Below are 23,783 nucleotides of genomic sequence, written 5' to 3' on the forward strand. Positions count from 1 at the left end.
ATAAGAGTAAAGCATATGTCCGAGACTTACATGACAATCCGAGAGATGTGTGACGCCTTCGATGTCACACCGCGCACGCTGCGGTTCTACGAATCGAAGGAACTGCTGTTTCCGCTGCGCGAGGGCCAGAAGCGCCTCTTCACGCGACGCGACCGCGCACGGCTCAAGCTGATCCTGCGCGGCAAACGCTTTGGCTTCAGTCTCGAAGAGATCCGCCAGCTGCTCGACCTCTACGATGCAGGCGATCAGCAGCGCACACAGATGATGGCAACTTTTGATGTCGCCCAGCGCCGTCTCGCAAGCCTGGTCGAACAGCGCGACGCGCTCAACGACGCAATCGCTGAACTCAAAGACCAGCTCAAGTGGGGCGAACAGATGCTTGCCTCAATGAACAAGGCCCCCAGGGCCGCCGAATAATCAACATCCAAGACCGTTTTTCGTATCAGGGAGAAACCGATGCCCAGCTACACGCCACCGACAAAAGATATGCAGTTCATTCTGCATGATGTGCTCAACGTAACCGGCCAGGATATTCCGGGTTATGATGAACTCGAGGCAGATTTCACATCAGCTATTCTGGAAGAAGCGGGCAAACTGACATCGGAGGTTCTGGCGCCTCTGAACGTCGTCGGTGACACCGAGGGCTGCCGGCTGGAGAATGGCGTCGTACGCACACCCACCGGCTTCAAAGGCGCCTTTGATCAGGTGAAAGAGGGCGGCTGGCCCGGACTGGATATGCCAGAAGAATTCGGCGGACAGAACATGCCTTACGTTCTGGGCACTGCCGTCGGAGAGATGTTCTCATCCTCCAACATGGCCTTTACGATGTACCAGGGCCTGACCCATGGTGCGGCCTCGGCGATCCTCGCGCACGGCAGCCAGGCACAGAAAGAAACCTATCTGCCCAAAATGGTCGCCTGCGACTGGACCGGCACGATGAACCTGACCGAACCCCACTGCGGAACGGATCTGGGCCTGATGCGCACCAAAGCCGAACCCCAGGATGACGGCAGCTATAAAATCACCGGGCAGAAGATCTTTATCTCTGCCGGCGAACACGACATGTCCGACAATATCATTCACCTGGTGCTGGCCAAGATCACGGGGGCGCCTGAAGGTATCAAGGGCGTATCTCTGTTCATCGTGCCGAAATTCATGGTCAGTGAAGACGGCTCCCTTGGAGAGCGGAACGGCGTTGCCGTGGGTAAGATCGAAGAAAAGATGGGTATCCACGGCAACTCCACCTGCGTTATGAATTATGACGGTGCAACCGGCTTCCTGCTTGGCGAAGAGCACAAGGGTATGCGCGCGATGTTCACCATGATGAACGAGGCGCGCATCGGCGTCGGCATGCAGGGTCTCAGCCAGGCCGAAGTGGCATATCAGAACGCGCTGGAATACGCCAAAGACCGTCTGCAGGGCCGTGACGTGACCGGTGCCAAAAACCCCGATGGACCGGCCGATCCGCTGATCGTGCATCCGGACATCCGTCGCTCGCTGATGGACCAGAAGAGCTTTGCCGAAGGCGGACGCGCGTTTATCCTCTGGGCGTCCACACTGATCGACGCCGCCCACCGCGGCAAAGACGATGCGGCCGATGGGCTGGTTTCGCTGCTGACCCCGGTTATCAAGGGTTTCCTGACCGATCAGGGCTACGACATGACCATCAAAGCCCAGCAGGTATACGGCGGGCACGGGTACATCGAAGAATGGGGCATGTCCCAGTACACCCGCGACGCCCGTATTGCGATGATCTATGAGGGTGCGAACGGCGTCCAGGCGCTGGATCTGGTGGGCCGCAAGCTGTCGCAGGACGGCGGGAAACACGTGATGGCCTTCTTTGATCTGGTGAAATCCTTCATCAAAGACAACGCAGGCCAGGACGCTGATTTCGACGCTCAGTTCCTGGAGCCGTTGAAAGCGGCCAGCAAGGACCTTCAGGCCGCAGGCATGTACTTCATGCAGAACGGCATGAAAAACCCGAACAATGCACTGTCAGGCTCTTATGACTTCATGCACCTCTTTGGTCACGTCTGCCTGGGTCTGATGTGGGCAATGATGGGCAAGGCCGCACGCGATGCTCTCGCAGCAGACGCATCCGACGTGGCGTTCTACGAGACAAAGCTGCACACCGGTCGATACTATATGGCACGCCAGCTGCCCGGCACCGCCCTGCACCTGTCGCGCATCCAGTCGGGTGCAGACACGGTTATGGCGCTTGACGCGGCCAACTTCTGATGCGGCGGCGCGGTCTGCCCGCGCCATCGCCCACATTCCATGAGGTGCCCGGATGCCGAAACGTTTCCGCCTGACACGCCGCTTTCCCGTCGCAATGACCGAAGACGGATACCGCAGGCTGAAACGTTTTGCATCGGAGGCCGGCCTCGATGAAGGTGAAGCACTGTCTTTTCTCTTCGAGAATTTTGACAGCGTGATCAATGAAGAGACTTTCGGCCACAGGCTGCGGCTTTTCAATGCGGAAATTGATGCGCGCAAGCGCTGACAAGGCGGACAGCGCCCGGGGGAGACACAATGAACGCCAGTCCATCTGCCTGGATGACCGACGAACACCGCATGATTGCGGATATGACGGCACAGTTCATCACCAATGAATGGTCGCCGCGCTTCGAGACGTGGCGCAAACAGGGCGAGATGGATCGCAGCACCTGGGGTGAAGCCGGTGATCTCGGTCTGCTGTGCCCCTCTGTTCCTGAGGAATATGGTGGTGCCGGTGGCGATTTTGGCCATGAGGCCGCTATTCTGATCGAGGCCGCCCGCGCCAACCTGGCAAGCTGGGGTCATGGCATACATTCAGGCATTGTTGCGCATTACGTGCTGGCCTATGGCACCGAAAACCAGAAGAAACGCTGGTTGCCGAAAATGGCCTCAGGTGAACTGGTCGGCGCGCTGGCCATGACCGAACCATCTACCGGTTCAGACGTGCAGAGCATCAGGACAAAAGCGCTCAGAGACGGGAATGCCTACAGACTGTCCGGCCAGAAGACCTTTATCACCAACGGCCAGCACGCCAATCTGATTATTGTGGCGGCCAAAACCGACCCTTCAGAGGGGTCCAGGGGAGTGTCCCTGGTGGTTGTGGAAACCGATGGGGCCGATGGCTTCCAAAGGGGCCGTAACCTTGAAAAAATCGGCCTGCACGCCGCCGATACTTCAGAACTCTTTTTTGACGATGTCGCGATTCCGCCAGAGAACATCCTCGGTGGCTCCGAAGGTCAGGGCTTCTACCAGATGATGCAGCAACTCCCGCAGGAACGCCTGATCATTGCCTGCGGGGCGGTAGGTGCAATGGAGGGCGCTGTTGAACGTACCATCGCCTATTGCAAGGAACGGGAGGCCTTTGGCGGGCCGCTCACACAGTTTCAGAATACCCGGTTCAAACTGGCTGAATGTAAAACCAAGGCGGCGGTCTCACGCGCGTTCCTGGATGAATGTATGGTTGAACACCTGCGCGGCGAACTTACCGTCGAAAAAGCCGCCATGGCCAAATACTGGCTGACTGATACGCAGGGTGAAGTGCTCGACGAATGCGTCCAGCTGCATGGAGGTTACGGATTCATGCAGGAATACGCCGTCGCGGAAATGTGGGCAGACGCGCGGGTGCAACGTATCTACGGTGGCACCAACGAGATTATGAAAGAGCTGATCGGGAGGTCACTGTGAAAACAAGCGTATCAGCGTTTTTTGAACCTATCGGCCGCCTCCGGCGGGAGTATTTTCAGAAAGGTGAAGACGCGAAGACACTTCGGCCTTTGGGCGTTGGCCATCCCGGCCGAAGCGCCTTCACCCTTCACGGTCATCGGCTCTCCAGCCTGTACCGTGCACAGAATTTGCCCTCATCAGGGTTAACAAATCGTTCAGGGCTGCGCGGGATGCCGCTTCACCCTTCCGAAAATACTCAGATACCGGCCTGACAGACCGTGCAGAAGGACGCCAGTTTATGACCATCCAACTCTATTGCTTCGGTGAAAGTGGTAACGCGTACAAGGCGGCGCTGGCGCTGGAACTGTCCGGACTGAATTGGGAAGCCGTTAAGGTGGATTTTTTTGGCGGCCAGACCCGCACCCCGGAATATCGCCGGGACGTTAACGAGATGGGCGAGGCACCGGTTCTGGTAGACGGCGATATCCGCCTGAGCCAGTCGGGCGTTATTCAGTACTATGTCTCTGAGAAATCCGGGAAGTTCAGCGGCTGGGACGCGCATGAACGGCGCGAGATTCTGCGCTGGGTATTCTGGGACAACCACAAGCTCAGTTCTGCCGCGGGCATGACCCGTTTTCTGATGAACTTCCTGCCCGAGGACAAACGCCCACAGGAGGTGATCGGCTTCCAGCTCGGGCGGCTCAAAGCCGCGTATAGTGTGCTGGATAACCACCTTGAAGGCCGCGACTGGATCGTGGGCGACAGTCTGACCAACGCCGATATCAGCTGTTGCGGTTATCTTTTTTACCCCGAGCCCTTTGGATTTGACCGGGCGGACTGGCCCAATATCGACGCCTGGCTCACCCGTATTTCCGAAACGCCGGGATGGAAACATCCCTACGATCTGATGCCCGGTTCCCCTGCGGACCGGACCTGACAAGACAGGCGCAACAGGCGCCCTTAGGAGAAGAAAATGACCGAAGCCTATATCTATGACGCGCTGCGCACCCCGCGCGGCAAGGGCCGCAAAGACGGCAGCCTGCACGAAGTGACCGCGCTGCGTCTTTCGGCTCAGACGCTGAACGCCGTGAAGGAACGCAACAACCTTGAAGGTCACGCGGTCGAGGATGTGATCTGGGGCAACGTCACGCAGGTGATGGAACAGGGCGGGTGCCTGGCGCGCTCGGCTGTGCTGGCCTCTGATCTGGACGAACGCATACCGGGTCTGGCGATCAACCGGTTCTGTGCTTCAGGTATGGAGGCCGTGAACCTTGCGGCCAACCAGGTGAAGGGCGGTGCGGGCGATGGATATATCGCAGGCGGTGTCGAGATGATGGGCCGCGTCGCGATGGGTTCGGACGGGGCTGCTATTGCCGTAGATCCGTCTATCGCGATGGAAAAATACTTTGTGCCACAGGGTATCAGCGCCGACATCATCGCCACCGAATACGGATTCACCCGCGATGATGCAGACCAGCTGGCTGTCGAATCCCAGCGTCGCGCCAAAGCCGCCTGGGATGAGGGACGTTTTGCAAAATCCGTCATCGAAATCCGCGATCAGAACGGCCTGCCCATTCTGGATCACGACGAATACATGCGTCCGCAGACGGATATGCAGAGTCTCGGCGGTCTGAACCCGGCCTTCCAGGCCATGGGCGAGGTCATGCCGGGCTTTGATAAAGTCGCGCTGATGAAGTATCCGCACCTGGAAAAGATCAATCACATCCACCACGCTGGCAACTCCAGCGGTATCGTGGACGGGGCAGCGGCCCTGCTGATCGGCTCCAAAGAGTTTGGCGACAAACACGGGCTGAAGCCCCGGGCACGCATCCGTGCAACCGCTAAAATTGGCACCGACCCTACCATCATGCTGACCGGCCCCGTGCCGGTGACCGAGAAAATCCTGGCTGATAACGGCATGGATATCAAAGACATCGACCTTTTTGAGGTGAACGAGGCCTTTGCCTCGGTGGTTCTGCGGTTCATGCAGGCCTTTGATGTGGATCATTCAAAGGTCAACGTGAACGGTGGGTCCATCGCCATGGGTCATCCACTGGGTGCCACAGGCGCCATGATCATCGGCACGCTGCTTGACGAAATGGAACGCGCGGACAAGGAAACCGGCCTCGCCACCTTGTGCATTGCATCCGGAATGGGTGCCGCCACAATCATCGAGCGGGTCTGACAGCGGCATGCAGTCAGCCAAAGCCATATATCAGTCTGTGCTCGAACGGCTCGCAAAGGCCGTATTCGACAACGACTATCGGCTGTGGTCGACCATCATCGGTATTCCGTTTCAGATGACGACAGCGGAAGGCACACTTGTACACGAGAACGAGCGGGACGTCGCCGTGGGGTTTGCCGATTTCGTTGGTGCCCTGCGGCGCAAAGGCGTGGTGCGCATGGTCCAGGTCTGCCGCTTTGCCTATCAGTCCGAACGGGACACGATCACCGGATACCATGACACGGTGATGTACACAGCCGATGGCACAGCGCTGCCGGAGTACACTGTGAAATGGGTGCTGCATCTGCAGGACAGCGGAACGTGGCATGTTTCCAAAGATGTGAGCACCATCAGTGCCGAAGACAGGCAGCTGCTGCCGCACAGCGACTTCACGCAGTTTCAGCGCGAGGACACCTCAGAAGAAATGAGGTTACGGCGCGTTGTGCAGACCATGCTCGACAAAGCGGACACAACTCTGCTTCACGGCGATTTTGACGAATGGAAAGGGTCCTACCTGCTTCCGCTGGTCGTCGAAACACGGCAGGGTCAGTCCATCATCGAAGATATGCAGACCCTGCGCGAAGATTTTGACATCTACCGCAACGAATTCCGCATTCATGGTGTAACAGACATCACCCGCGTGATCCGCACCGCAGAAAAGCTCGACGATGATCTCATGCTCGCGACCTATCGTGCGCATGTCATCAGCGGCGCCCGGTATGTGGTGCCGCCCTGGACCGGTGCCATGACATTCCGGCGTCAGGACGGCTTTTGGTACATAACAAAAATCATGCAGGCGCTCGGGCATCTGAACTGGATATCCAGAGATACAGACGCTGCTGATCAGTCCGGCAGCCTGCCCTCTGCAAAAATCATAGACATCGCAAAAGACAGCCCGAAAAAAGGGAAGAAGTAACATGACCGATTTTACAATGAACACAGATGCCGAAGGCATCGCGACCATCACCTGGGACGTCAGACACAAATCCATGAATGTGATGACGCTGGAAGCCTGGGACGATCTCGAAGGGCTGATCGACAGTGCACTGACCGATGATGCGGTCAGAGGCGTCATCATCACGTCCGGAAAACCAGACAGCTTTGCCGGTGGGATGGATCTGAATGTCATCGCACGGATGAAGGAAATGGCCGGCGACAATCCTGCCAGGGGCCTGTTTGATGGCATTATGAACGCACACCGCATCATGCGGAAAATCGAACTGGCAGGAATGGATCCCAAAACCCAGAAGGGCGGCAAGCCTGTCGCAACAGTTCTGCCTGGCACAGCACTGGGCATCGGTCTTGAAATTCCGCTCTCGACACACCGGATTTTCGCGGCCAACAACCCGAAGGCCAAAATCGGCCTGCCGGAGATTATGGTCGGCATCTTTCCGGGTGCAGGCGGTACAACCCGCCTGACCCGGAAGATGGGTGCCATGGCGGCGTCTCCCTTCCTGCTGGAAGGCAGGCTGTCGGACCCTGCAAAAGCGAAAGCCGCAGGAATAATCGACGAGGTGTCAGATGATCCGATGGCAGACGCGCGCGCCTGGGTTCTGTCGGCCAAAGAGGCCGACCTGGTCAAACCATGGGATGCAAAGGGATACAAAATGCCCGGCGGTGCGCCCTATCATCCCGCAGGTTTCATGACCTTTGTCGGCGCATCCGCGATGGTCAACGGCAAGACCCAGGGCGTATACCCGGCCGCCAAAGCATTGCTCTCGGCGGTCTATGAAGGTGCTCTGGTGCCTTTCGATACCGCCCTGAAGATCGAAGCGCGCTGGTTCACCAATGTGCTGATGAACCCGTCTTCCTCCAACATGATCCGCTCGCTGTTCGTGAACAAGGAAGCTCTGGAAAAAGGCGCCGTGCGCCCTGCAGACGTCGCTGACCAGAGGGTGAAAAAGCTTGGCGTTCTGGGCGCCGGGATGATGGGTGCCGGTATCAGTCTTGTGTCCGCGCAGGCGGGCATCGAAGTGGTGCTGATCGACCAGACACAGGAAGCTGCTGACCGGGGCCGCGACTATACCGCGAAATTCGCGGACAAGGGGATCGCGCGCAAAAAGACCACGCCCGAGAAGAAAGAACAGCTGCTGGGGATGATCACTGCAACAACAGACCTCGACGCGCTGAAAGACTGTGACCTCATCATCGAAGCCGTTTTCGAGGATCCGAAAGTTAAGGCCGAAATGACGCAAAAGGTCGAGGCAGTGATCCCGGAGGACTGCATCTTTGCCTCCAACACTTCCACCCTGCCAATCACCGATCTGGCCAAAGCCTCTGGTCGTCCCGATCAGTTCATCGGTATCCACTTCTTCTCTCCGGTCGAGAAGATGCTGCTGGTGGAGATTATCAAAGGCAAGGGCACAGGTGACCGCGCTGTGGCCAAAGCGCTCGATTACGTACGCCAGATCCGCAAGACGCCGATCGTGGTCAACGATGCGCGCTTTTTCTACGCCAACCGCTGCATCCTGCCTTACGTCAACGAAGGCGTGCGGATGCTGAAGGAAGGCGTCGAGCCGGCCCTCATCGAGAACGCGGCCAAACTGGTGGGCATGCCGCTGGGCCCACTGCAGCTGACCGACGAAACCTCCATCGACCTTGGCGCGAAAATTGCCCGCGCCACCAAGGCCGGAATGGGCGATGCCTATGACGACTTTGCCGACGAGGTTATCTTCTGGATGGAAGAAGAAGGCCGCCTGGGGCGTAAGGCAAATGCCGGATTCTACGCCTATGACGAAAAAGGCAGACGTCAGGGCATCTGGGAAGGCCTGCGCGACAGGTATGCGCCGCGCGACGAACAACCCGATCTGGTGGACGTTCAACACCGGCTGTTGTTTGCCCAGACCCTCGAAGCCGTCCGCGCGCTGGAAGAGGGCGTGCTGATGGATATCCGCGAGGGCGACGTCGGCGCCATTCTTGGCTGGGGTTTTGCGCCCTGGTCCGGTGGTCCGCTGAGCTGGCTGGACATGCTGGGTTCGGCCTATGCCGCCGAACGCTGCGACCAGCTGACGGAAAGCTTCGGCGAACGGTTCGCCTGTCCGGATCTGTTGCGCGAGATGGCAGCGAAGAACCAGAGCTTTTACGGTCGCTTTGGTGCGGCTTCTGCTGCCGCCTGAGGCACCGCAGACCTGAAACCGCTGAGGGGGCCACAGGCCCCCTTTTGCATTTTCCGGCCAGTGCAGACCGCGAACCGCCCTGAAATGCCGCACTCAGGCTTTTCAATCCTCTCAAAAACAATATCGTGGCCGCTGCGGCGGAACGGCGCCGGGTCATAACGGCTGGGGAGAGAAAAAATGGGCTGGATGAGCGACGAAACCGGGCTGGACAAATGCGCGGCCAACCACGTGGCACTGACACCGTTATCGCACCTTCGGCGGGCGGCCGGTGTTTTCGCAGACCATCCTGCTGTCAGCTACGGTGCGCACCGGGTCACATATTCCGAATATTACGCCCGGTGCAGCAGACTTGCCTCTGCACTGGCAGCCCGGGGCGTCGGGGCCGGCGACGTGGTCGCAACGATCCTGCCAAATGTGCCCGCCCAGGCCGAAGCCCATTTCGGCGTACCTGCCTGCGGCGCCGTGCTGAACACCATAAACACCCGGCTTGACCCGGATACCGTGAGCTACATCTTCGCGCATGGGGAAGCGCGTGTTGCTCTGGTCGACACTCAGTTTCTGGAACTCGCCGAAGCCGCCGCTGCTGCAATGGACGGAACCCCGCCGGTGATTATCGAAGTGCCAGACCCCGCTGCGGGATATCCCGCGTCAGGCCGTCAAACGGAGTATGAGGTGCTGCTGTCCGAAGGTGACCCGACCTATGAATGGGTGATGCCCGAAGACGAGTGGGAGAGCATTGCGCTCAGTTACACATCGGGGACGACCGGGCGGCCCAAAGGCGTTGTACACCACCACCGGGGCGCATACCTGATGACGATGGGTACTGTCATCAGCTGGCGCATGGTACTGCATCCAGTCTACCTGACGATCGTCCCGCTGTTTCACTGCAACGGATGGAACCACACCTGGATGATGCCTGTGCTGGGGGGCACAATCGTGTGCTGCCGGGACATTACCGCCGGCAATATCTACGACGCCATCGCGGACGAAGGCGTTACACACTTTGGTGGCGCGCCAATCGTCCTGAACATGATCGTAAACGCCACGGATCAGGAACGCCGTGACTTTGATCACCTGGTCGAGGTTTTCACAGCGGGCGCCCCCCCTGCCCCAGCAACACTGTCCAAGATCGAAGCTCTGGGCTTTAACGTCACTCAGGTCTACGGCCTGACGGAAACCTACGGGCATGTGACCGAATGCCTGTGGCGCGGGGCTGACTGGGACGATCTGGACAAACCTGAACGCGCAGCAGTCAAAGCGCGTCAGGGTGTGGCGTTCCCGATGATGGAACACATCACTGCCCTGGATGAAAACATGCAGCAGATTCCTATGGACGGTCAGACCCAGGGCGAGGTTATGATCCGCGGAAACGCCGTAATGAAAGGCTACTATAAGAACCCCGAAGCCACGCGTGAGAGCTTTGCCGGCGGGTATTTCCATTCCGGCGACATCGCCGTGCAGCATTCAGACGGTTATCTGCAGATCGCGGACCGGGCCAAGGACATCATCATCTCCGGGGGCGAGAACATTTCGTCCGTCGAGGTCGAAGGTGTGCTGATGGAGCATGACGACGTGCTGCTGGCGGCGGTGGTTGCGAAACCGGACGAGAAATGGGGCGAAGTGCCCTGCGCCTTTGTCGAACTGAAACCGGGCGTTACCGGCGATGCCGCGGCACTGATTGCCTTTTCACGTCAGACGCTGGCGGGTTTCAAGGCACCAAAGCATGTCGTGTTTCGCGAACTGCCAAAGACCTCGACCGGTAAAATCCAGAAGTTCGAACTGCGCAAACTGGCCAAAACTCTCTGAAGAGGCGCGGCATTGCCGTTTCGCACGGGTCGCGCTGGTGCTAGACTGCCTGTGAGAGAGAACGGGCAGACATAACCGCAATGACGGCTCTGACGAAATACGCGAGGATCGAGGCAACCGGTCTGTGGCGCGCGTCGCCGCAGGATCAGCGGCGTGAAGTTGTTGTGTCCATCGGCGATGCCACACTGACGATCGCTGACATGCGCGATCAGCCGCTGACCCACTGGTCTCTTGCTGCAATCCGACGGACCAATCCAGGCCAGCGTCCGGCAATATTTTACCCCGACGGCGACCCGGGCGAGACGCTCGAGCTCGACCCGTCAGAAGCGCAGATGATCGATGCCATCGAAAAGCTGCGCCGGGCTGTGGAACGGGCCAGACCGCGGCCGGGCAGGTTGCGCTGGGTCGGCATGCTGCTTTCTCTGTCACTTGTCGCGGCTCTTGCGCTGTTCTGGCTGCCCGGCGCGCTGGTCAGCCACACCGTTTCCGTGGTGCCCCAGGTCAAACGCGCTGAAATCGGCGATGCGCTGATGCAGCGGATCGAACGGATGACCGGGCCGGCGTGCAGTGATCCTGCAGGCCTGCGCGCGCTGCGCCAGCTGCGGGCGCGGCTTGGCACCGGGCCGATCAGTATGATGCCGGGGATTGTCGAAACCAGCCTGCACCTGCCGGGCGGCCATATTCTGATGGACCGCGCGCTGGTCGAAGATTTTGAGGAGCCGGATGTTGCGGCTGGCTTTGCGCTGGCCGAACACGCGATGGCGCGTCGCTCCGATCCGCTGCGCGATCTGCTGGATGTGACTGGTACCTGGTCGAGCTTCAGGTTGCTGACGACCGGCAGGCTCGAGGGCGAAACGCTTGACCGTTATGCCGAGCATCTGCTGACCGGTGAGCGCACCCAGCCTGAAATGACCGGCCTGATCGAAGCCTTCGAGAAGGTTTCCTTGCGCAGTACGCCCTACGCCTATGCGCGCGACATCACCGGGGAAACGGTCCTGCCACTGATCGAAGGTGATCCGATGTCGGGCAAAGACCCTGTTGCACTCCTGAGCGACGCAGACTGGCTCCGCCTGCAGGGTATCTGCGGCGGCTGAACCTGAATGAAGCCTCAGCGCTCAACAAGGCGCATGGGCGTGGTGCGGGTCCAGATTTCCTGCATTCTCTGATGTCCCTGCAGTGTCTGCTCCGCACGGCGCGGGTTCATCCGGCCATCGTTCCAGGCCTTGCGATACCCCTTGGGCACGCGCACCGGTTTAAAGTCCCGGCGTTCCTCAAAAACATGCCGCGGCAGAACCCTGACTGTGCCGCCCACACCCAGGTTCTGAGCGGTTTCAGCGGTGACAACCACCCCTGCGAGGTCCGGACCCGCGCTGCTCGTCTGAGCCGGTTGCGGTTTTGGCGCAGCAGGTTTTTTACGCGGCGCGGGGGCCTTTGGCGCAGCCCTGGCGGCCGCTGGCGCTGCAACAGGTGCAACCGGGGCAGCATCTGCTGTCGTCCGGGTGGTTACGGCCGGCACTGATGCATCCGGCGCCCCGGCCGACGGAACTACGGCAATTTCGCTGTCGGCGGATGGCAATCTGGGCACCACGATCACCACCTCTTCCCCTTCGGGGACAATCGCCGGTTCAGTGCGTGGTGCGACGGCCTCAGCCGGGTCAAAGGTCGGCGTTCTGCCGCAGATCTGCTGGCGGTTGCGGTCTACTCTCGGAGCCCAGCGCACGGCATCATCGACACCAATGCGGGTAAAGACGCAGCCGGTGCTGTCTGCGAACTGATTGCCGCGAAAAGTCACCGGCGGCAGTTCACTGGGGCGCACTGCTTCCTGCGCCAACACACCGCCCGCAGACGTAACAACCCCGAGGGCCAGCACACTGGCCACAATAGTTCTGGTAAGTATCATCATTGCCCCCACAAGATATGGAGACGATGCAACAGCCATCGGGCTATGGCAAGCGCCGGAAAGGGTTCCGCGCGCCTGCAGCGGGTTTATTTTGTGCCAAACATCCTGTCACCGGCGTCTCCGAGACCGGGGACAATATAACCGATGTCATTCAGGCGTTCGTCGACCGCAGCTGTGACAATCGGCACATCCGGATGCGCTTCCTTCATCCGGGCGATTCCCTCAGGGGCCGCCAGAAGACACAGAAACCGTATGTTGGTGGCACCGGCCTCTTTCAGCAGATCAATGGCGGCAACAGACGAATTGCCGGTCGCCAGCATTGGATCAACTGCAATCACCAGTCGGTCATCCAGCCCCTCGGGCACCTTGAAGTAGTATTGCACGGGTTTCAGAGTCTCTTCATCGCGGTACAGACCGACAAATCCCACCCGGGCCGACGGGATCAGCTCAAGCACCCCGTCAAGCAGACCATTGCCGGCCCGCAGGATCGAAATCAGCGCCAGTTTTTTGCCGTCCAGCGTCGGTGCATCCATCGTCTGCATCGGCGTTTCGATCTGCTTGGTCGTCATCGGCAGACCACGCGTTACCTCATAGGCCAGAAGCTGGCTGATTTCGCGCAGAAGCTGCCGGAACACGGCCGTCGGGGTCTGCTGGTCCCGCATGATGGTCAGTTTGTGCTGTACAAGCGGGTGATCAACGACGGTCAGATGGTCAGACATGGTTTTTTCCTTGCTGGGTCCACTCCGTTTATCCCTGATCCACCTGCGCCTGCAAGACATCCGGCTCGGGAAACGATGGCCTCAGACCGGCACGTCGATGCCCAGATGTTGCGCAACCAGCCCGGCCACATCCGTAAAGCCCATTAATCCCAGCGACCCGGTTCCCTTTCCGGCGATCAGAACCGGCACACGCTCGCGCGTATGGTCTGTCCCTTTCCAGGTCGGGTCATTGCCGTGATCAGCCGTCAGAAGCAGCATATCTCCCGGGCGGAGCGCCGCGATCACATCACCGATCTCGGTATCGAACCACTCCAGCGCACCGGCATAACCGGAAACGTCGCGGCGGTGACCGAAGAGGCTGTCAAACTCAACGAAGTTTGCAAAGGTCAGACTGCCTTCCGGAGCGGTTGCAACCGCTTCATTCAGATGCCGCATCAGCTCTGAATCGGTACCCTTTCGGACATCGTCTATGCCCGTCATTGAAAAGATGTCGCCAATCTTGCCAATCGCACTGACATGACCTCCGGCGTCCTGCACCCAGTTGGTTAGCAATGGCTCCGGCGGTTGCACTGCGTAATCCCGGCGATTTCCTGTGCGGCGGAACCCGGTCTCCGCATCACCGGTGAAGGGCCTCGCGATAACACGGCCGACACGCATGGAGTGAAGCTCCGGCGCCAGTTCCGCACAAAGGCGCAGCAGTTTTTCAAGACCATAATGTTCTTCGTGCGCTGCTATCTGAAAAACCGAATCCGCCGAAGTGTAGCAGATCGGCCTGCCTGTGCGGATATGGTCCGGGCCGCAGGTTCCGATGATTGCCGTGCCCGAGGCGTGGCAGTTGCCCAGGATACCATCCGCGCCCGAGATTTCGCAGACCCGCCGGACAATATCGTCGGGGAAAGCAGGCGTTTCGTCGGGAAAATAGTGCCAGTCCCATGGCACCGGTAATCCCGCAAGTTCCCAGTGTCCGGAAGGTGTGTCTTTACCGCGTGATACCTCCGTGGCAGCCCCCCAGAGCCCGACCGGTTCGCGCCCTAGGCCGGGTGCGGTGACGCCGCTTGCCAGATGCACGGCGCGTCCCAGTCCCAGCCGGTCGAGGTTCGGCATCATCAGGGGGCCGAACCGCCCCCCTGTGGCTTCTCCGCGGGCGCAGGCCTCGGCTATGTGAGCTATCGTGTTTGCCCCGGTGTCGGGCACCTTGCCGTTGAAAAACAGATCAGCGTCCGGGGCACCACCGATGCCAACAGAATCCATGACAACCAGAAAAGCCCGCGCCATCAGCCGATCCTTTCAAGGATCAGCGCCGGCAGACTGTCAGGCGCCTCCTCATCAATCCGGACCGCAGCGTGTACCGCAGCCGCAGCGGCATCCGCAGCCTCCGGACGTGCCGCGTGAACCACCGCCAGCGGCTGGCCGCGCGAAACCCGCTCGCCAAGCCGGACAACGCCCGCGATTCCGACAGCGGGGTCAATCCTGTCAGTTTCCACCCGGCGTCCCCCGCCCAGCGCCACAACAGCCATTCCCAGCGCCTCGCCATCAATGGCGCTGACGTAGCCGCCTTTGCGCGCTGTGATCTCGCGGATCACCGTGGCTTCAGGCAGAAAACGACCGCTGTTTTCCAGAAATTTCACCGGTCCGCCCATTGCCGCAACCATACGACCAAACCGCTCTGCCGCGCGCCCGTCACGGATCGCGTCATCAATCGCATCAGCACCGGTCTGGACGTCGTCGACGACGCCGGCATTGGCCAGCAAAACGCCCCCCAGAGCTGCAGAAATCTCGACCAGCGGGCCTCTTTTGTCGCCGTTCAGCACTGCAACCACCTCGGCCACTTCCAGCGCATTTCCGAGCGACGGAGCCAGCGGCTGGCTCATGTCGCTGATCACAGCTGTGGTCGGACAGCCCGCCGCGTTTGCGGTTGTGACCAGCGCATGAGCCAGTTTTCTGGCCGCTTTGGTATCCTTCATAAACGCGCCGCTGCCGGTCTTTACATCCAGCACCAGCCCATCAAGACCGGCTGCCAGCTTTTTGGACAGGATGGACGCTGTGATCAGATCAAGACTGTCGACTGTCGAAGTTACATCGCGCACCGCGTAGAGGCGCCTGTCTGCAGGCGCGACGTCGGCGCTTGCGCCAACGATGGCGCATCCCGCTTCGGCAACAATCTGGCGAAACCGCGATTCTTCGTGCTGTGTGATCAGGCCGGGAATTGCATCAAGCTTGTCCAGCGTACCTCCGGTATGCCCCAGGCCACGACCCGAAATCATCGGAACCCAGGCCCCACAGGCAGCGAGTGCCGGGGCCAGCAAAAGCGACACACAGTCACCCACGCCGCCCGTTGAGTGTTTATCCAGTACAGGCCCGTCCAGATTCCAGTCCAGCACCTTGCCGCTGTCACGCATCGCGAGCGTCAGTGCCACACGTCCCGCCTCATCAAGTCCGCGCGCACAGATGCCCATGGCAAAAGCCCCCGCCTGAGCATCGCTGACCGATCCGTCGGCCAGCCCCTGAGCCATCCAGCCCAACGCATCATCATCCAGTGGCAATCCATGCCTGAGACGCCCCAGAATGTTGCGCGCGCCGGGCATCAGCGGTCCATATGGCTTGCGCTGAAAACGCCTGGCAACAGGTCACCCACCGTCGTGGACTGCTCTGCACCACCGGTCGTTGCCATAGTAACGACAGCATCAGCCGACGCAAACTCTGCGAGCTTCTGGCGACATCCGCCGCAGGGTGTGACAGGCGTTGGTGAACCGGCAATAACATAGGCTTCGGTCAGTTGCGTCTCACCAGCAGCAACCATCGCGGCAATGGCTCCCGCCTCGGCGCAGGTCCCTTCGGGATAGGCGACATTCTCGACGTTGCAGCCCACGTAGATCTCTCCCGATGCGCCGCGCACAGCCGCACCGACCTGGAAACCGGAATATGGCGCATAGGCGTTTTCGCGCACCTCTGTCGCGGCTTTCTGCAGGCTCATAACTGTGCATCCTGTTGCATGTCAGATCACCAGCCTGTCGCCGTGCTTCCCGCTTTGCAAGAGCCGGAGGTCTCTTTTCTGAGTCAGATCAGAGATGTTTCGAACACGCCGGGCAGCGAAACCTCCAGCAATTCCAGATCTTCGGAAGGATCCTCGTAACCGACAGCCATTCCTGGCGGGACCACAAAGGCATCGCCTGCTTCCAGCAGATGTGGGTCACGTCCCTCTGCGGTCAGCGTCATGCGCCCCTCCATCACAAACGTGAACAGGATATCGCTGTCGTGCCTCGTCTGCGGCGACGGCCCGCCCGCTGGTCTGACCACATGCACACCCGCCACATTGCCCGTATGCCGCGCGATCGTTGTGTCACGGCTCTGAAAACCGGGAATGCGAAACGGTGCCCAGATCGCGTCGTCCGCACGGTGATGCACAAAGCGCTGTCCCTGAAAGTCACGACCCGGGTTGGCCGGCCCGTTTGGCAATGTCATTTCGTGATCTATTGTCGTGACGTGTTCTGCCGGAACACCTATCTCGATCACCTCAATATTATCCGAAGCATAAAGCACCCGGTGGCGGATCTCCGGCGGCTGGATGACACAGTTCCCGGCAAACAGCCGGAACGGTTCGCCCTGATCTTCGTAAACCAGATCAACCCAGCCCCGGTAACAGAAGATCAGCTGAAAACCGACGGTATGATAGTGAACCATGTCCGGCACCGGACCGCCGTCCGGAATCCGGATGTGACTGGCGATAATCGATCCGCCCAGACGATCCGGGATCAGATCGCGATAGTGCATTCCGGCACGGCCGATAATCCATGGTGCCTGATCGGCCAGGCGTCGCACCACAAAGGAATGCACAGTTTCGGGCATCACCAGAGGTTCGTGCAGAGGCACGATCTCGATGCGGGTTCCATTCGGAGCAGTGAGAATGCGTTGACCCTCAGCAAACTGGTCCGGTTCTTCAGTAAGTATCCTGAGCGTTCCCGGCGCTTCTGCGGCATTTTTTTCAACACGAACGCGCAGGCCGTGACCGGAAAAAACCGCAACCGAAGGATCATCAGCCGGATAGATCATATCCATCCGCATCTTCAGCACCTTTGTGAAAAAAGGTATATCCGCCCGCAACTCCTGCGTGGGCAGAACCACCTCTGCTCTGATCTCAGCCATCTAAACCTCTCAATCGCCCGCGCAGACTGCGATCTGTCCGCTGTTTTGACAAGGCCGGGCGTTCTGCTTGTGGCCTGAAATTTCCGGCGGTCTCCAGGCGTCGGTACCTTTCGCTCCGGGCTGTGCCACCTGCCGGCACGCCGCCTGATACGCGCCGGAAAGGCGACGCGGCAGCGATCACAATTACCGCCGGGCACGGGTTCGCGCCAAACTACGCCTTGGCGGCATCACCCGATTAGTTTAATGCTAAACTATTATTGAAGCAGGAGATGCATGAGATGAGCGACACCCAGAATCTGCGCCAGGCAGCGCTCGATTATCACGAATTTCCCAAACCCGGAAAACTCGAGATCCGCGCGACCAAACCTCTGGCCAACGGTCGTGATCTCGCCCGCGCCTATTCGCCCGGCGTTGCCGAAGCCTGCCTTGAAATCAAGGAAGACCCCTCCGCCGCTGCGCGCTTTACAGCACGCGGCAATCTTGTGGCCGTCGTGTCGAACGGAACGGCTGTTCTGGGCCTTGGAAACATCGGAGCACTTGCCTCGAAACCTGTGATGGAAGGTAAGGCAGTTCTGTTCAAAAAATTCGCGGCAATTGACTGTTTTGACGTCGAGGTTGACGAAACCGATCCGGAAAAGCTCGCAGATATTGTCTGCGCGCTCGAGCCGACCTTTGGCGCGATCAACCTCGAGGACATCAAGGCGCCGGACTGTTTCACGGTTGAACGCATCTGCCGTGAACGGATGAATATCCCGGTATTTCATGACGACCAGCACGGGACGGCGATTGTCGTGGGGGCTGCTGCCAAAAACGCGCTGCACGTTGCGGGCAAAAAATTCGAAGACATCAAGATCGTCTCGACCGGCGGGGGTGCTGCGGGCATTGCCTGTCTGAACATGCTCCTCAAGCTCGGTGTGAAACGTGAAAACGTCTGGCTCTGTGACATCAACGGCCTCGTTTATGAAGGCCGCGAGGTCGACATGAACCCCATCAAATCCGAATTCGCCCAGGTGTCGGACCTGCGCACGCTGGATGACGTCATCCACGACGCCGATCTTTTCCTCGGCCTTTCGGGGCCGGGCGTGCTGAGCCAGGACATGGTCAAGAAGATGGCCAAAAGGCCGATCATCTTTGCCCTGGCCAATCCCACACCGGAAATCCTGCCAGAGCTGGCACGCGAAGTTGCCCCCGACGCCATCATCGCGACAGGCCGCTCTGATTTTCCGAACCAGGTCAACAACGTGCTGTGTTTTCCGTTTATTTTCCGAGGTGCGCTTGATGTTGGTGCCACGACCATCAACGATGAGATGCAGCTTGCCTGTATTGACGGGATTGCCGAGCTTGCGCGCGCGACCACCTCGGCGGAGGCAGCGGCGGCATACCAGGGTGAGCAACTCACTTTCGGGGCAGACTACCTCATCCCAAAACCCTTCGATCCAAGGCTGGTGGGCGTGGTTTCATCGGCTGTCGCACAGGCAGCAATGGAAACCGGCGTCGCAACACGCCCCATCGAAAACCTGGAAGCATACCGGCAGAAACTGGATGGCTCCGTATTCAAATCAGCCCTGTTCATGCGCCCGGTATTTGCAGCCGCACGCGGAGCAACGCGCCGCATTGTTTTCGCAGAAGGTGAAGACGAGCGTGTGTTACGCGCAGCCCAGGCTGTGCTTGAGGAAACGGTCGAACGCCCGATCCTGATCGGTCGTCCCGATGTGATCAACAGCCGCCTGGAACGTGCCGGGCTGACCATCCGGCTTGGTGAACACGTAGATCTTGTGAACCCGGAGAATGACCCGCGGTACCGGGACTACTGGGAAACGTATCACCACCTGATGGCCCGTCGCGGTATCACGCCCGATCTTGCCCGTGCGATCATGCGAACGAATACAACCGCCATCGCGGCGGTAATGGTGCACCGCGAGGAGGCCGACAGCATGATCTGCGGCACCTTCGGCGAGTTCACCTGGCATCTGAATTATATCAATCAGGTGCTTGGCAAGGACGGTCTGCATCCGGTGGGCGCGCTGTCGATGATGATCCTTGAGGACGGGCCGCTTTTCGTGGCTGACACCCAGGTGCACCTGCACCCTGACCCGCAACAGATCGCCGAGATTGCCATCGGCGCTGCGCGCCACGTGCGCCGCTTCGGGATCGAGCCACGCATCGCATTCTGTTCGCAGTCCCAGTTCGGCAACAAGGGCGAAGGCACCGGCGGGCGTCTGCGCGCCGCCATCAGACTGCTCGACGAGGGCAACCATGATTTCTGCTATGAAGGCGAGATGAACATCGACACGGCGCTTGATCCGGAACTGCGTGCCCGCATCCTTCCCGGCAACCGGATGGAAGGTGCCGCGAATGTGCTGGTGTTTGCCCATGCGGACGCAGCTTCTGGCGTACGCAACATTCTCAAGATGAAGGGTGGTGGGCTCGAGGTCGGACCGATTCTGATGGGCATGGGCAACAAGGCTCATATCGTTTCTCAGTCGATTACCGCGCGCGGGTTGCTGAATGTCTCGGCCATCGCGGGTACACCCGTCGACGTTTACGGCTGATCACGCGCCTGTCCTGCTCATCCTGCCGGTCCCTTCGGGGCCTGACGGGGCACGGGCAGACGCACGCTTGTGTGACCCTGCGTGGGGTTGCCGCAGGCGACAAGCTCTCTATCTCCGGTTATACAAGTGGTTGGTCTGGAGTTTATCCGATGTTTCTGAGAATTTTTCTGATCCTGAGTTTTTCGGCACTGGCCGCCTGCGCTTCTGTGAGCAACGAACGCACGTCCACCTATACTGTGGATGGCCAGGTCTACCCGCTGCGCACACAGACGGTTACCAGCGGCAGCCGCACATTCGATACCAGCAGCGTGCGCGTACGCGGCATGTGGTTCCAGTGTCTTCCTGCAAGCCCGGGCAGTTGCGAAGCGGCTGTGCGTCTGGCGAAACAGGATCGGCGTGTCGACTTCTGACCGGCATGCCCAGGCCGGAGCCTTTCCCTGTGCCCGGCCGTGCCCCCGCCTTGTGACCAACTGACGCAGGACTTGCTCTCCCCCTGTCCAAGGGCGTAACCATAGCGCCAGAAGCGACCGGGGGAGGCACAGCGTGAATTACAAGCAAACCTATCAGGCCAGCCTTGACGATCCCGAAAACTGGTGGATGAACGCCGCTGAGGCCATTGACTGGGACCGCAAACCCCGCAAAGCGCTGACTGATCTGGGCGAAAACCTCTATGAATGGTTCGCTGATGGTATGGTCAACGGCTGCTGGAACGCCGTCGACAGGCATGTGAATGCCGGACGTGGCGATCAGAAAGCGATCATCTACGACAGTCCGATTACCGGCGCAAAATCCGCAACCACCTATGCAGAGCTGCAGACACAGGTGGCGGGTCTGGCAGGTGCGCTTGTCGCGCAGGGCGTCACTAAGGGCGACCGCGTGATCATCTACATGCCTATGGTGCCGGAGGCGCTGGTCGCAATGCTCGCCTGCGCGCGGATCGGCGCAGTTCACTCGGTGGTCTTCGGCGGATTTGCCGCAAACGAACTGGCTGTGCGCATCGACGACTGCACGCCCAAGGCTGTCCTGGCAGCATCCTGCGGCATCGAACCCGGGCGGATCGTGGAATACAAACCACTGCTCGACGGCGCAATCGACATGGCCGCCCACAAGCCCGACGTCTGCATTATCCTGCAGCGCGAACAGGCGATGGCAGAGCTGATCCCGGGCCGCGATCTGGACTGGCACGCAGCTCAGGAAGGCGTTGAACCTGCGGACTGCGTTCCGGTCGAGGGCAATCATCCCGCCTATATCCTCTATACATCCGGCACCACCGGCGCCCCCAAAGGCGTGGTGCGCCCCACTGGCGGACACCTCGTGGCGCTGCACTGGACCATGAAAAACATCTACAATGTCGATCCGGGTGATGTCTTCTGGGCCGCTTCAGATGTGGGCTGGGTCGTGGGGCACAGCTATATCTGTTACGCGCCGCTGATCCACGGCAACACGACTGTTGTGTTCGAGGGCAAGCCTGTCGGAACGCCGGATGCCGGCACGTTCTGGCGCGTTATCGCTGAACACAATGTGCGCAGTTTCTTTACGGCACCTACGGCCATTCGCGCTGTGAAACGTGAGGACCCAAAAGGGCTCGAGCGCCAGAAGTACAATCTGTCAGGTCTGCGTGCGCTCTATCTGGCTGGAGAACGGGCTGACCCGGATACAATTGAGTGGGCAGGCGATCTGCTGGGCGTGCCTGTCTATGACCACTGGTGGCAGACCGAGACCGGCTATACCATTGCCGGCAATCCGGCGGGCCTCGAAGCACTGCCTGTCAAGGTCGGCTCACCCACTGTGGCAATGCCCGGCTACGACGTTCAGATTCTTGACGAGGCCGGGCACCCGATGAAACCCGGTGAACTGGGCGCCATCGCCGTGAAGCTTCCATTGCCGCCGGGCACATTGCCGACCCTCTGGAACGCCACCGACCGCTTCCGCAAAAGCTACCTGACCACCTTCCCGGGCTATTACGAAACCGGCGATGCCGGCATGATCGACGAGGACGGGTACCTCTACATCATGGCCCGCACCGATGATGTCATCAACGTGGCGGGTCACAGGCTCTCGACCGGCGCGATGGAAGAAGTTCTGGCCGGCCACCCGGACGTTGCGGAATGCGCTGTTGTCGGCGTGTCAGACGCGCTCAAAGGACAGGCTCCGCTGGGCCTGCTGTGTCTGACAACCGGTGTGAACCGCCCGCACGATGAAATCACTGCAGAGTGCGTGAAACTGGTGCGCGAGAAAATCGGCCCCGTTGCGGCGTTCCGTAACGCGCTGGTGGTCAACCGGTTGCCAAAGACGAGATCAGGGAAAATTCTGCGGGCGACCGTTGTCAAAATCGCTGACAACCAGCCATTCCGAATGCCGGCCACGATCGACGATCCGGTCATTCTGGACGAGATACGCGATGCTCTGCAAACCATCGGCTACGCCAGCGACGGCTGAGGCTATTGCCGCATTGCGGTGATTTCGAATCAACGCGAACACACCGTACAGACGCGTTTTCGAAACGATGTCTCGTCAAACTAGAACATTTTGCGGGATTGTTTCCTGCCTTCTCCCGTCGGGGTAGAAAACCGTTCACGTTTTCGGTTTTTTAACACTTCGTTCTTGTTTCAGACCCTGCCTTCACGTCTCCTCACCACACAAAAAAACGGCAAAAATGGGACGAAGTAAGGAAATTAAATGGTTTACAAAAGTATCATAGCGGCCGCGGCCCTGCTGCTTGCAGCGCCTGTGGCAACATTTGCGGGAACAGTACATAACCTCGAAGACGACGTGTACTACCTGACTGACTACAATATCGGCGAGGTCAAGCAGCCCCGCACATTTTACAGTAACCACGTCACCGGTTCGGGCGTGAACATTCACTGGTCTGCCAGCGCAGACAGCCGCATGGTTGTTGAAGACGGAAAAGCCACTATGTCCGGCTCCGCAACGAACACGGGTTCATCGGGTCTGACGTTTGACTTCGAGCTGAGCTTTACTCGTTCGGAGATCGGCCCCAAAGGTGCGTACTGCCAGTTCCTTGGCAGCATCGATCAGGGCTGCGATGCAGACAACACCAAAAAGCTGATTGCCGACGGTGATCTGGATCCAACGGCCTGGGACTACTTCAATCTTGACAAAGGTACCATCACGGGCACGGGCGCTCTTGCCGGATACGTCTGGTCTTTGGCAAACAACAGCGGCCACCAGACACAGGCAGGCATCAATGCCAACGCACTGTTGCTGGACGACGCGCTGGGTGTTTCGCTGTGGTACGACTATACACTCGTCTCAGCGCCGGTTTCTGATTTCGCTGCTCGGGTTGCAGCGCCGTCATGGAGCGTCAGATCATCCGGAAAAGGCGATATCAACGCAGATCTGATCCCGACACCGCTGCCCGCAGCAGCGTGGATGCTGATCGCAGGCGTTGCAGGTCTTGGCGCCATGGGTCGCAAAAAGCGTAAAGCAGCCTGATCTGCTGACAGAATGCAGCTGAGGGGGCGCTCCGGATCGGGGCGCCCTTTCTTCTTTCCGACACCCGTTCCAATCTCCGTCCGGAACGGGTACAGCCGATAGATACCGCCGCCGGAAGTGTCGGAAAGTAAAGGTATCAGGCATCCCCAGACATTCAGAATTGACCTCGATGCGGGCGGCAACCCGCGCAGGCCGTCCCGATCAAAG

General features: G+C 59.5%; 20 protein-coding genes. 14 read left to right on the forward strand and 6 right to left on the reverse strand.

Annotated elements, in window-relative coordinates; all coding sequences use genetic code 11:
• Positions 1-15 precede the first annotated feature (15 nt).
• The 10 genes from Q0792_RS08760 to Q0792_RS08805 all read left to right on the forward strand — a co-directional run bounded on the left by Q0792_RS08760 (position 16) and on the right by Q0792_RS08805 (position 11,900).
• Complete coding sequence (locus Q0792_RS08760; RefSeq protein ID WP_298839080.1) at positions 16-417, forward strand: MerR family DNA-binding transcriptional regulator; 402 nt, start codon at positions 16-18, stop codon at positions 415-417.
• Positions 418-456: 39 nt separating this feature from the next.
• A complete protein-coding gene (locus Q0792_RS08765; protein WP_298839082.1) occupies positions 457-2,238 on the forward strand; it encodes an acyl-CoA dehydrogenase C-terminal domain-containing protein in 1,782 nt (593 codons plus the stop codon).
• Between the two features lie 52 nt (positions 2,239-2,290).
• Positions 2,291-2,503, forward strand: a complete 213-nt coding sequence (locus Q0792_RS08770) for a hypothetical protein (protein WP_298839084.1) — start codon at positions 2,291-2,293, stop codon at positions 2,501-2,503.
• Positions 2,504-2,532: 29 nt separating this feature from the next.
• A complete protein-coding gene (locus Q0792_RS08775) occupies positions 2,533-3,681 on the forward strand; it encodes an acyl-CoA dehydrogenase family protein (protein ID WP_298839086.1) in 1,149 nt (382 codons plus the stop codon).
• Positions 3,682-3,958: 277 nt separating this feature from the next.
• Positions 3,959-4,597 (forward strand): glutathione S-transferase family protein, encoded by a 639-nt coding sequence (locus tag Q0792_RS08780; protein ID WP_298839089.1) that lies wholly within the window; start codon positions 3,959-3,961, stop codon positions 4,595-4,597.
• Between the two features lie 36 nt (positions 4,598-4,633).
• A complete protein-coding gene (locus Q0792_RS08785; RefSeq protein ID WP_298839092.1) occupies positions 4,634-5,845 on the forward strand; it encodes an acetyl-CoA C-acetyltransferase in 1,212 nt (403 codons plus the stop codon).
• 7 nt (positions 5,846-5,852) lie between these two features.
• Positions 5,853-6,800, forward strand: a complete 948-nt coding sequence (locus Q0792_RS08790) for a hypothetical protein (protein WP_298839094.1) — start codon at positions 5,853-5,855, stop codon at positions 6,798-6,800.
• Between the two features lies 1 nt (position 6,801).
• Complete coding sequence (locus Q0792_RS08795; protein WP_298839096.1) at positions 6,802-9,000, forward strand: 3-hydroxyacyl-CoA dehydrogenase NAD-binding domain-containing protein; 2,199 nt, start codon at positions 6,802-6,804, stop codon at positions 8,998-9,000.
• A 177-nt stretch (positions 9,001-9,177) separates the two neighbouring features.
• Positions 9,178-10,806 carry an AMP-binding protein gene (locus tag Q0792_RS08800; protein ID WP_298839098.1) on the forward strand — a complete coding sequence of 543 codons (1,629 nt, stop codon included), beginning with the start codon at positions 9,178-9,180 and terminating at the stop codon, positions 10,804-10,806.
• A gap of 80 nt (positions 10,807-10,886) precedes the next feature.
• Positions 10,887-11,900, forward strand: a complete 1,014-nt coding sequence (locus tag Q0792_RS08805) for a hypothetical protein (protein ID WP_298839100.1) — start codon at positions 10,887-10,889, stop codon at positions 11,898-11,900.
• Positions 11,901-11,914: 14 nt separating this feature from the next.
• On the opposite strand, the gene Q0792_RS08810 is transcribed toward Q0792_RS08805, so the two are convergent.
• The 6 genes from Q0792_RS08810 to Q0792_RS08835 form a co-directional block, all read right to left on the reverse strand.
• Complete coding sequence (locus tag Q0792_RS08810; RefSeq protein WP_298839102.1) at positions 11,915-12,706, reverse strand: hypothetical protein; 792 nt, start codon at positions 12,704-12,706, stop codon at positions 11,915-11,917.
• An 86-nt stretch (positions 12,707-12,792) separates the two neighbouring features.
• The gene (gene upp, locus Q0792_RS08815) at positions 12,793-13,425 is read right to left on the reverse strand and encodes a uracil phosphoribosyltransferase (protein ID WP_298839104.1); all 633 of its coding nucleotides are present in this window, start codon (positions 13,423-13,425) and stop codon (positions 12,793-12,795) included.
• Between the two features lie 81 nt (positions 13,426-13,506).
• On the reverse strand, positions 13,507-14,700 hold the full coding sequence (locus tag Q0792_RS08820) for a phosphopentomutase (RefSeq protein ID WP_298839105.1): 1,194 nt from the start codon (positions 14,698-14,700) through the stop codon (positions 13,507-13,509).
• Entirely contained in the window at positions 14,700-16,010 is a 1,311-nt protein-coding gene (locus Q0792_RS08825; RefSeq protein ID WP_298839108.1) for a thymidine phosphorylase, read from the reverse strand. The genes Q0792_RS08820 and Q0792_RS08825 overlap by 1 nt, the downstream gene beginning before the upstream one ends.
• Complete coding sequence (locus tag Q0792_RS08830; protein ID WP_298839111.1) at positions 16,010-16,399, reverse strand: cytidine deaminase; 390 nt, start codon at positions 16,397-16,399, stop codon at positions 16,010-16,012. The genes Q0792_RS08825 and Q0792_RS08830 overlap by 1 nt, the downstream gene beginning before the upstream one ends.
• Positions 16,400-16,482: 83 nt before the next feature.
• Entirely contained in the window at positions 16,483-17,568 is a 1,086-nt protein-coding gene (locus Q0792_RS08835; protein WP_298839113.1) for a cupin domain-containing protein, read from the reverse strand.
• Between the two features lie 278 nt (positions 17,569-17,846).
• Between Q0792_RS08835 and Q0792_RS08840 the strand changes: the two genes are divergently transcribed.
• From Q0792_RS08840 to Q0792_RS08855, 4 genes are all read left to right on the forward strand, one after another.
• Positions 17,847-20,120 (forward strand): NADP-dependent malic enzyme, encoded by a 2,274-nt coding sequence (locus Q0792_RS08840; protein WP_298839115.1) that lies wholly within the window; start codon positions 17,847-17,849, stop codon positions 20,118-20,120.
• A 149-nt stretch (positions 20,121-20,269) separates the two neighbouring features.
• Complete coding sequence (locus Q0792_RS08845; protein WP_298839116.1) at positions 20,270-20,530, forward strand: hypothetical protein; 261 nt, start codon at positions 20,270-20,272, stop codon at positions 20,528-20,530.
• 133 nt (positions 20,531-20,663) lie between these two features.
• Complete coding sequence (locus Q0792_RS08850; protein WP_298839117.1) at positions 20,664-22,559, forward strand: propionyl-CoA synthetase; 1,896 nt, start codon at positions 20,664-20,666, stop codon at positions 22,557-22,559.
• Between the two features lie 240 nt (positions 22,560-22,799).
• Positions 22,800-23,576: a VPLPA-CTERM sorting domain-containing protein gene (locus Q0792_RS08855; protein ID WP_298839118.1), complete on the forward strand. Its 777-nt coding sequence runs from the start codon at positions 22,800-22,802 to the stop codon at positions 23,574-23,576.
• The last annotated feature ends 207 nt before the right edge of the window (positions 23,577-23,783 follow it).

It is taken from the genome of uncultured Roseobacter sp. (genome assembly GCF_947495025.1).
GTDB lineage: Bacteria > Pseudomonadota > Alphaproteobacteria > Rhodobacterales > Rhodobacteraceae > Roseobacter.

Coding starts and splice junctions, on each gene's coding strand:
- Q0792_RS08810 (WP_298839102.1), bottom strand. CDS start 12,706: ATGATACTTACCAGAACTATTGTGGCCAGTGTGCTGGCCCTCGGGGTT.
- Q0792_RS08800 (WP_298839098.1), top strand. CDS start 9,178: ATGGGCTGGATGAGCGACGAAACCGGGCTGGACAAATGCGCGGCCAAC.
- Q0792_RS08840 (WP_298839115.1), top strand. CDS start 17,847: ATGAGCGACACCCAGAATCTGCGCCAGGCAGCGCTCGATTATCACGAA.
- Q0792_RS08785 (WP_298839092.1), top strand. CDS start 4,634: ATGACCGAAGCCTATATCTATGACGCGCTGCGCACCCCGCGCGGCAAG.
- Q0792_RS08835 (WP_298839113.1), bottom strand. CDS start 17,568: ATGGCTGAGATCAGAGCAGAGGTGGTTCTGCCCACGCAGGAGTTGCGG.
- Q0792_RS08760 (WP_298839080.1), top strand. CDS start 16: ATGTCCGAGACTTACATGACAATCCGAGAGATGTGTGACGCCTTCGAT.
- Q0792_RS08795 (WP_298839096.1), top strand. CDS start 6,802: ATGACCGATTTTACAATGAACACAGATGCCGAAGGCATCGCGACCATC.
- Q0792_RS08805 (WP_298839100.1), top strand. CDS start 10,887: ATGACGGCTCTGACGAAATACGCGAGGATCGAGGCAACCGGTCTGTGG.
- Q0792_RS08780 (WP_298839089.1), top strand. CDS start 3,959: ATGACCATCCAACTCTATTGCTTCGGTGAAAGTGGTAACGCGTACAAG.
- upp (WP_298839104.1), bottom strand. CDS start 13,425: ATGTCTGACCATCTGACCGTCGTTGATCACCCGCTTGTACAGCACAAA.
- Q0792_RS08775 (WP_298839086.1), top strand. CDS start 2,533: ATGAACGCCAGTCCATCTGCCTGGATGACCGACGAACACCGCATGATT.
- Q0792_RS08765 (WP_298839082.1), top strand. CDS start 457: ATGCCCAGCTACACGCCACCGACAAAAGATATGCAGTTCATTCTGCAT.
- Q0792_RS08770 (WP_298839084.1), top strand. CDS start 2,291: ATGCCGAAACGTTTCCGCCTGACACGCCGCTTTCCCGTCGCAATGACC.
- Q0792_RS08820 (WP_298839105.1), bottom strand. CDS start 14,700: ATGGCGCGGGCTTTTCTGGTTGTCATGGATTCTGTTGGCATCGGTGGT.
- Q0792_RS08845 (WP_298839116.1), top strand. CDS start 20,270: ATGTTTCTGAGAATTTTTCTGATCCTGAGTTTTTCGGCACTGGCCGCC.
- Q0792_RS08790 (WP_298839094.1), top strand. CDS start 5,853: ATGCAGTCAGCCAAAGCCATATATCAGTCTGTGCTCGAACGGCTCGCA.
- Q0792_RS08825 (WP_298839108.1), bottom strand. CDS start 16,010: ATGCCCGGCGCGCGCAACATTCTGGGGCGTCTCAGGCATGGATTGCCA.
- Q0792_RS08855 (WP_298839118.1), top strand. CDS start 22,800: ATGGTTTACAAAAGTATCATAGCGGCCGCGGCCCTGCTGCTTGCAGCG.
- Q0792_RS08830 (WP_298839111.1), bottom strand. CDS start 16,399: ATGAGCCTGCAGAAAGCCGCGACAGAGGTGCGCGAAAACGCCTATGCG.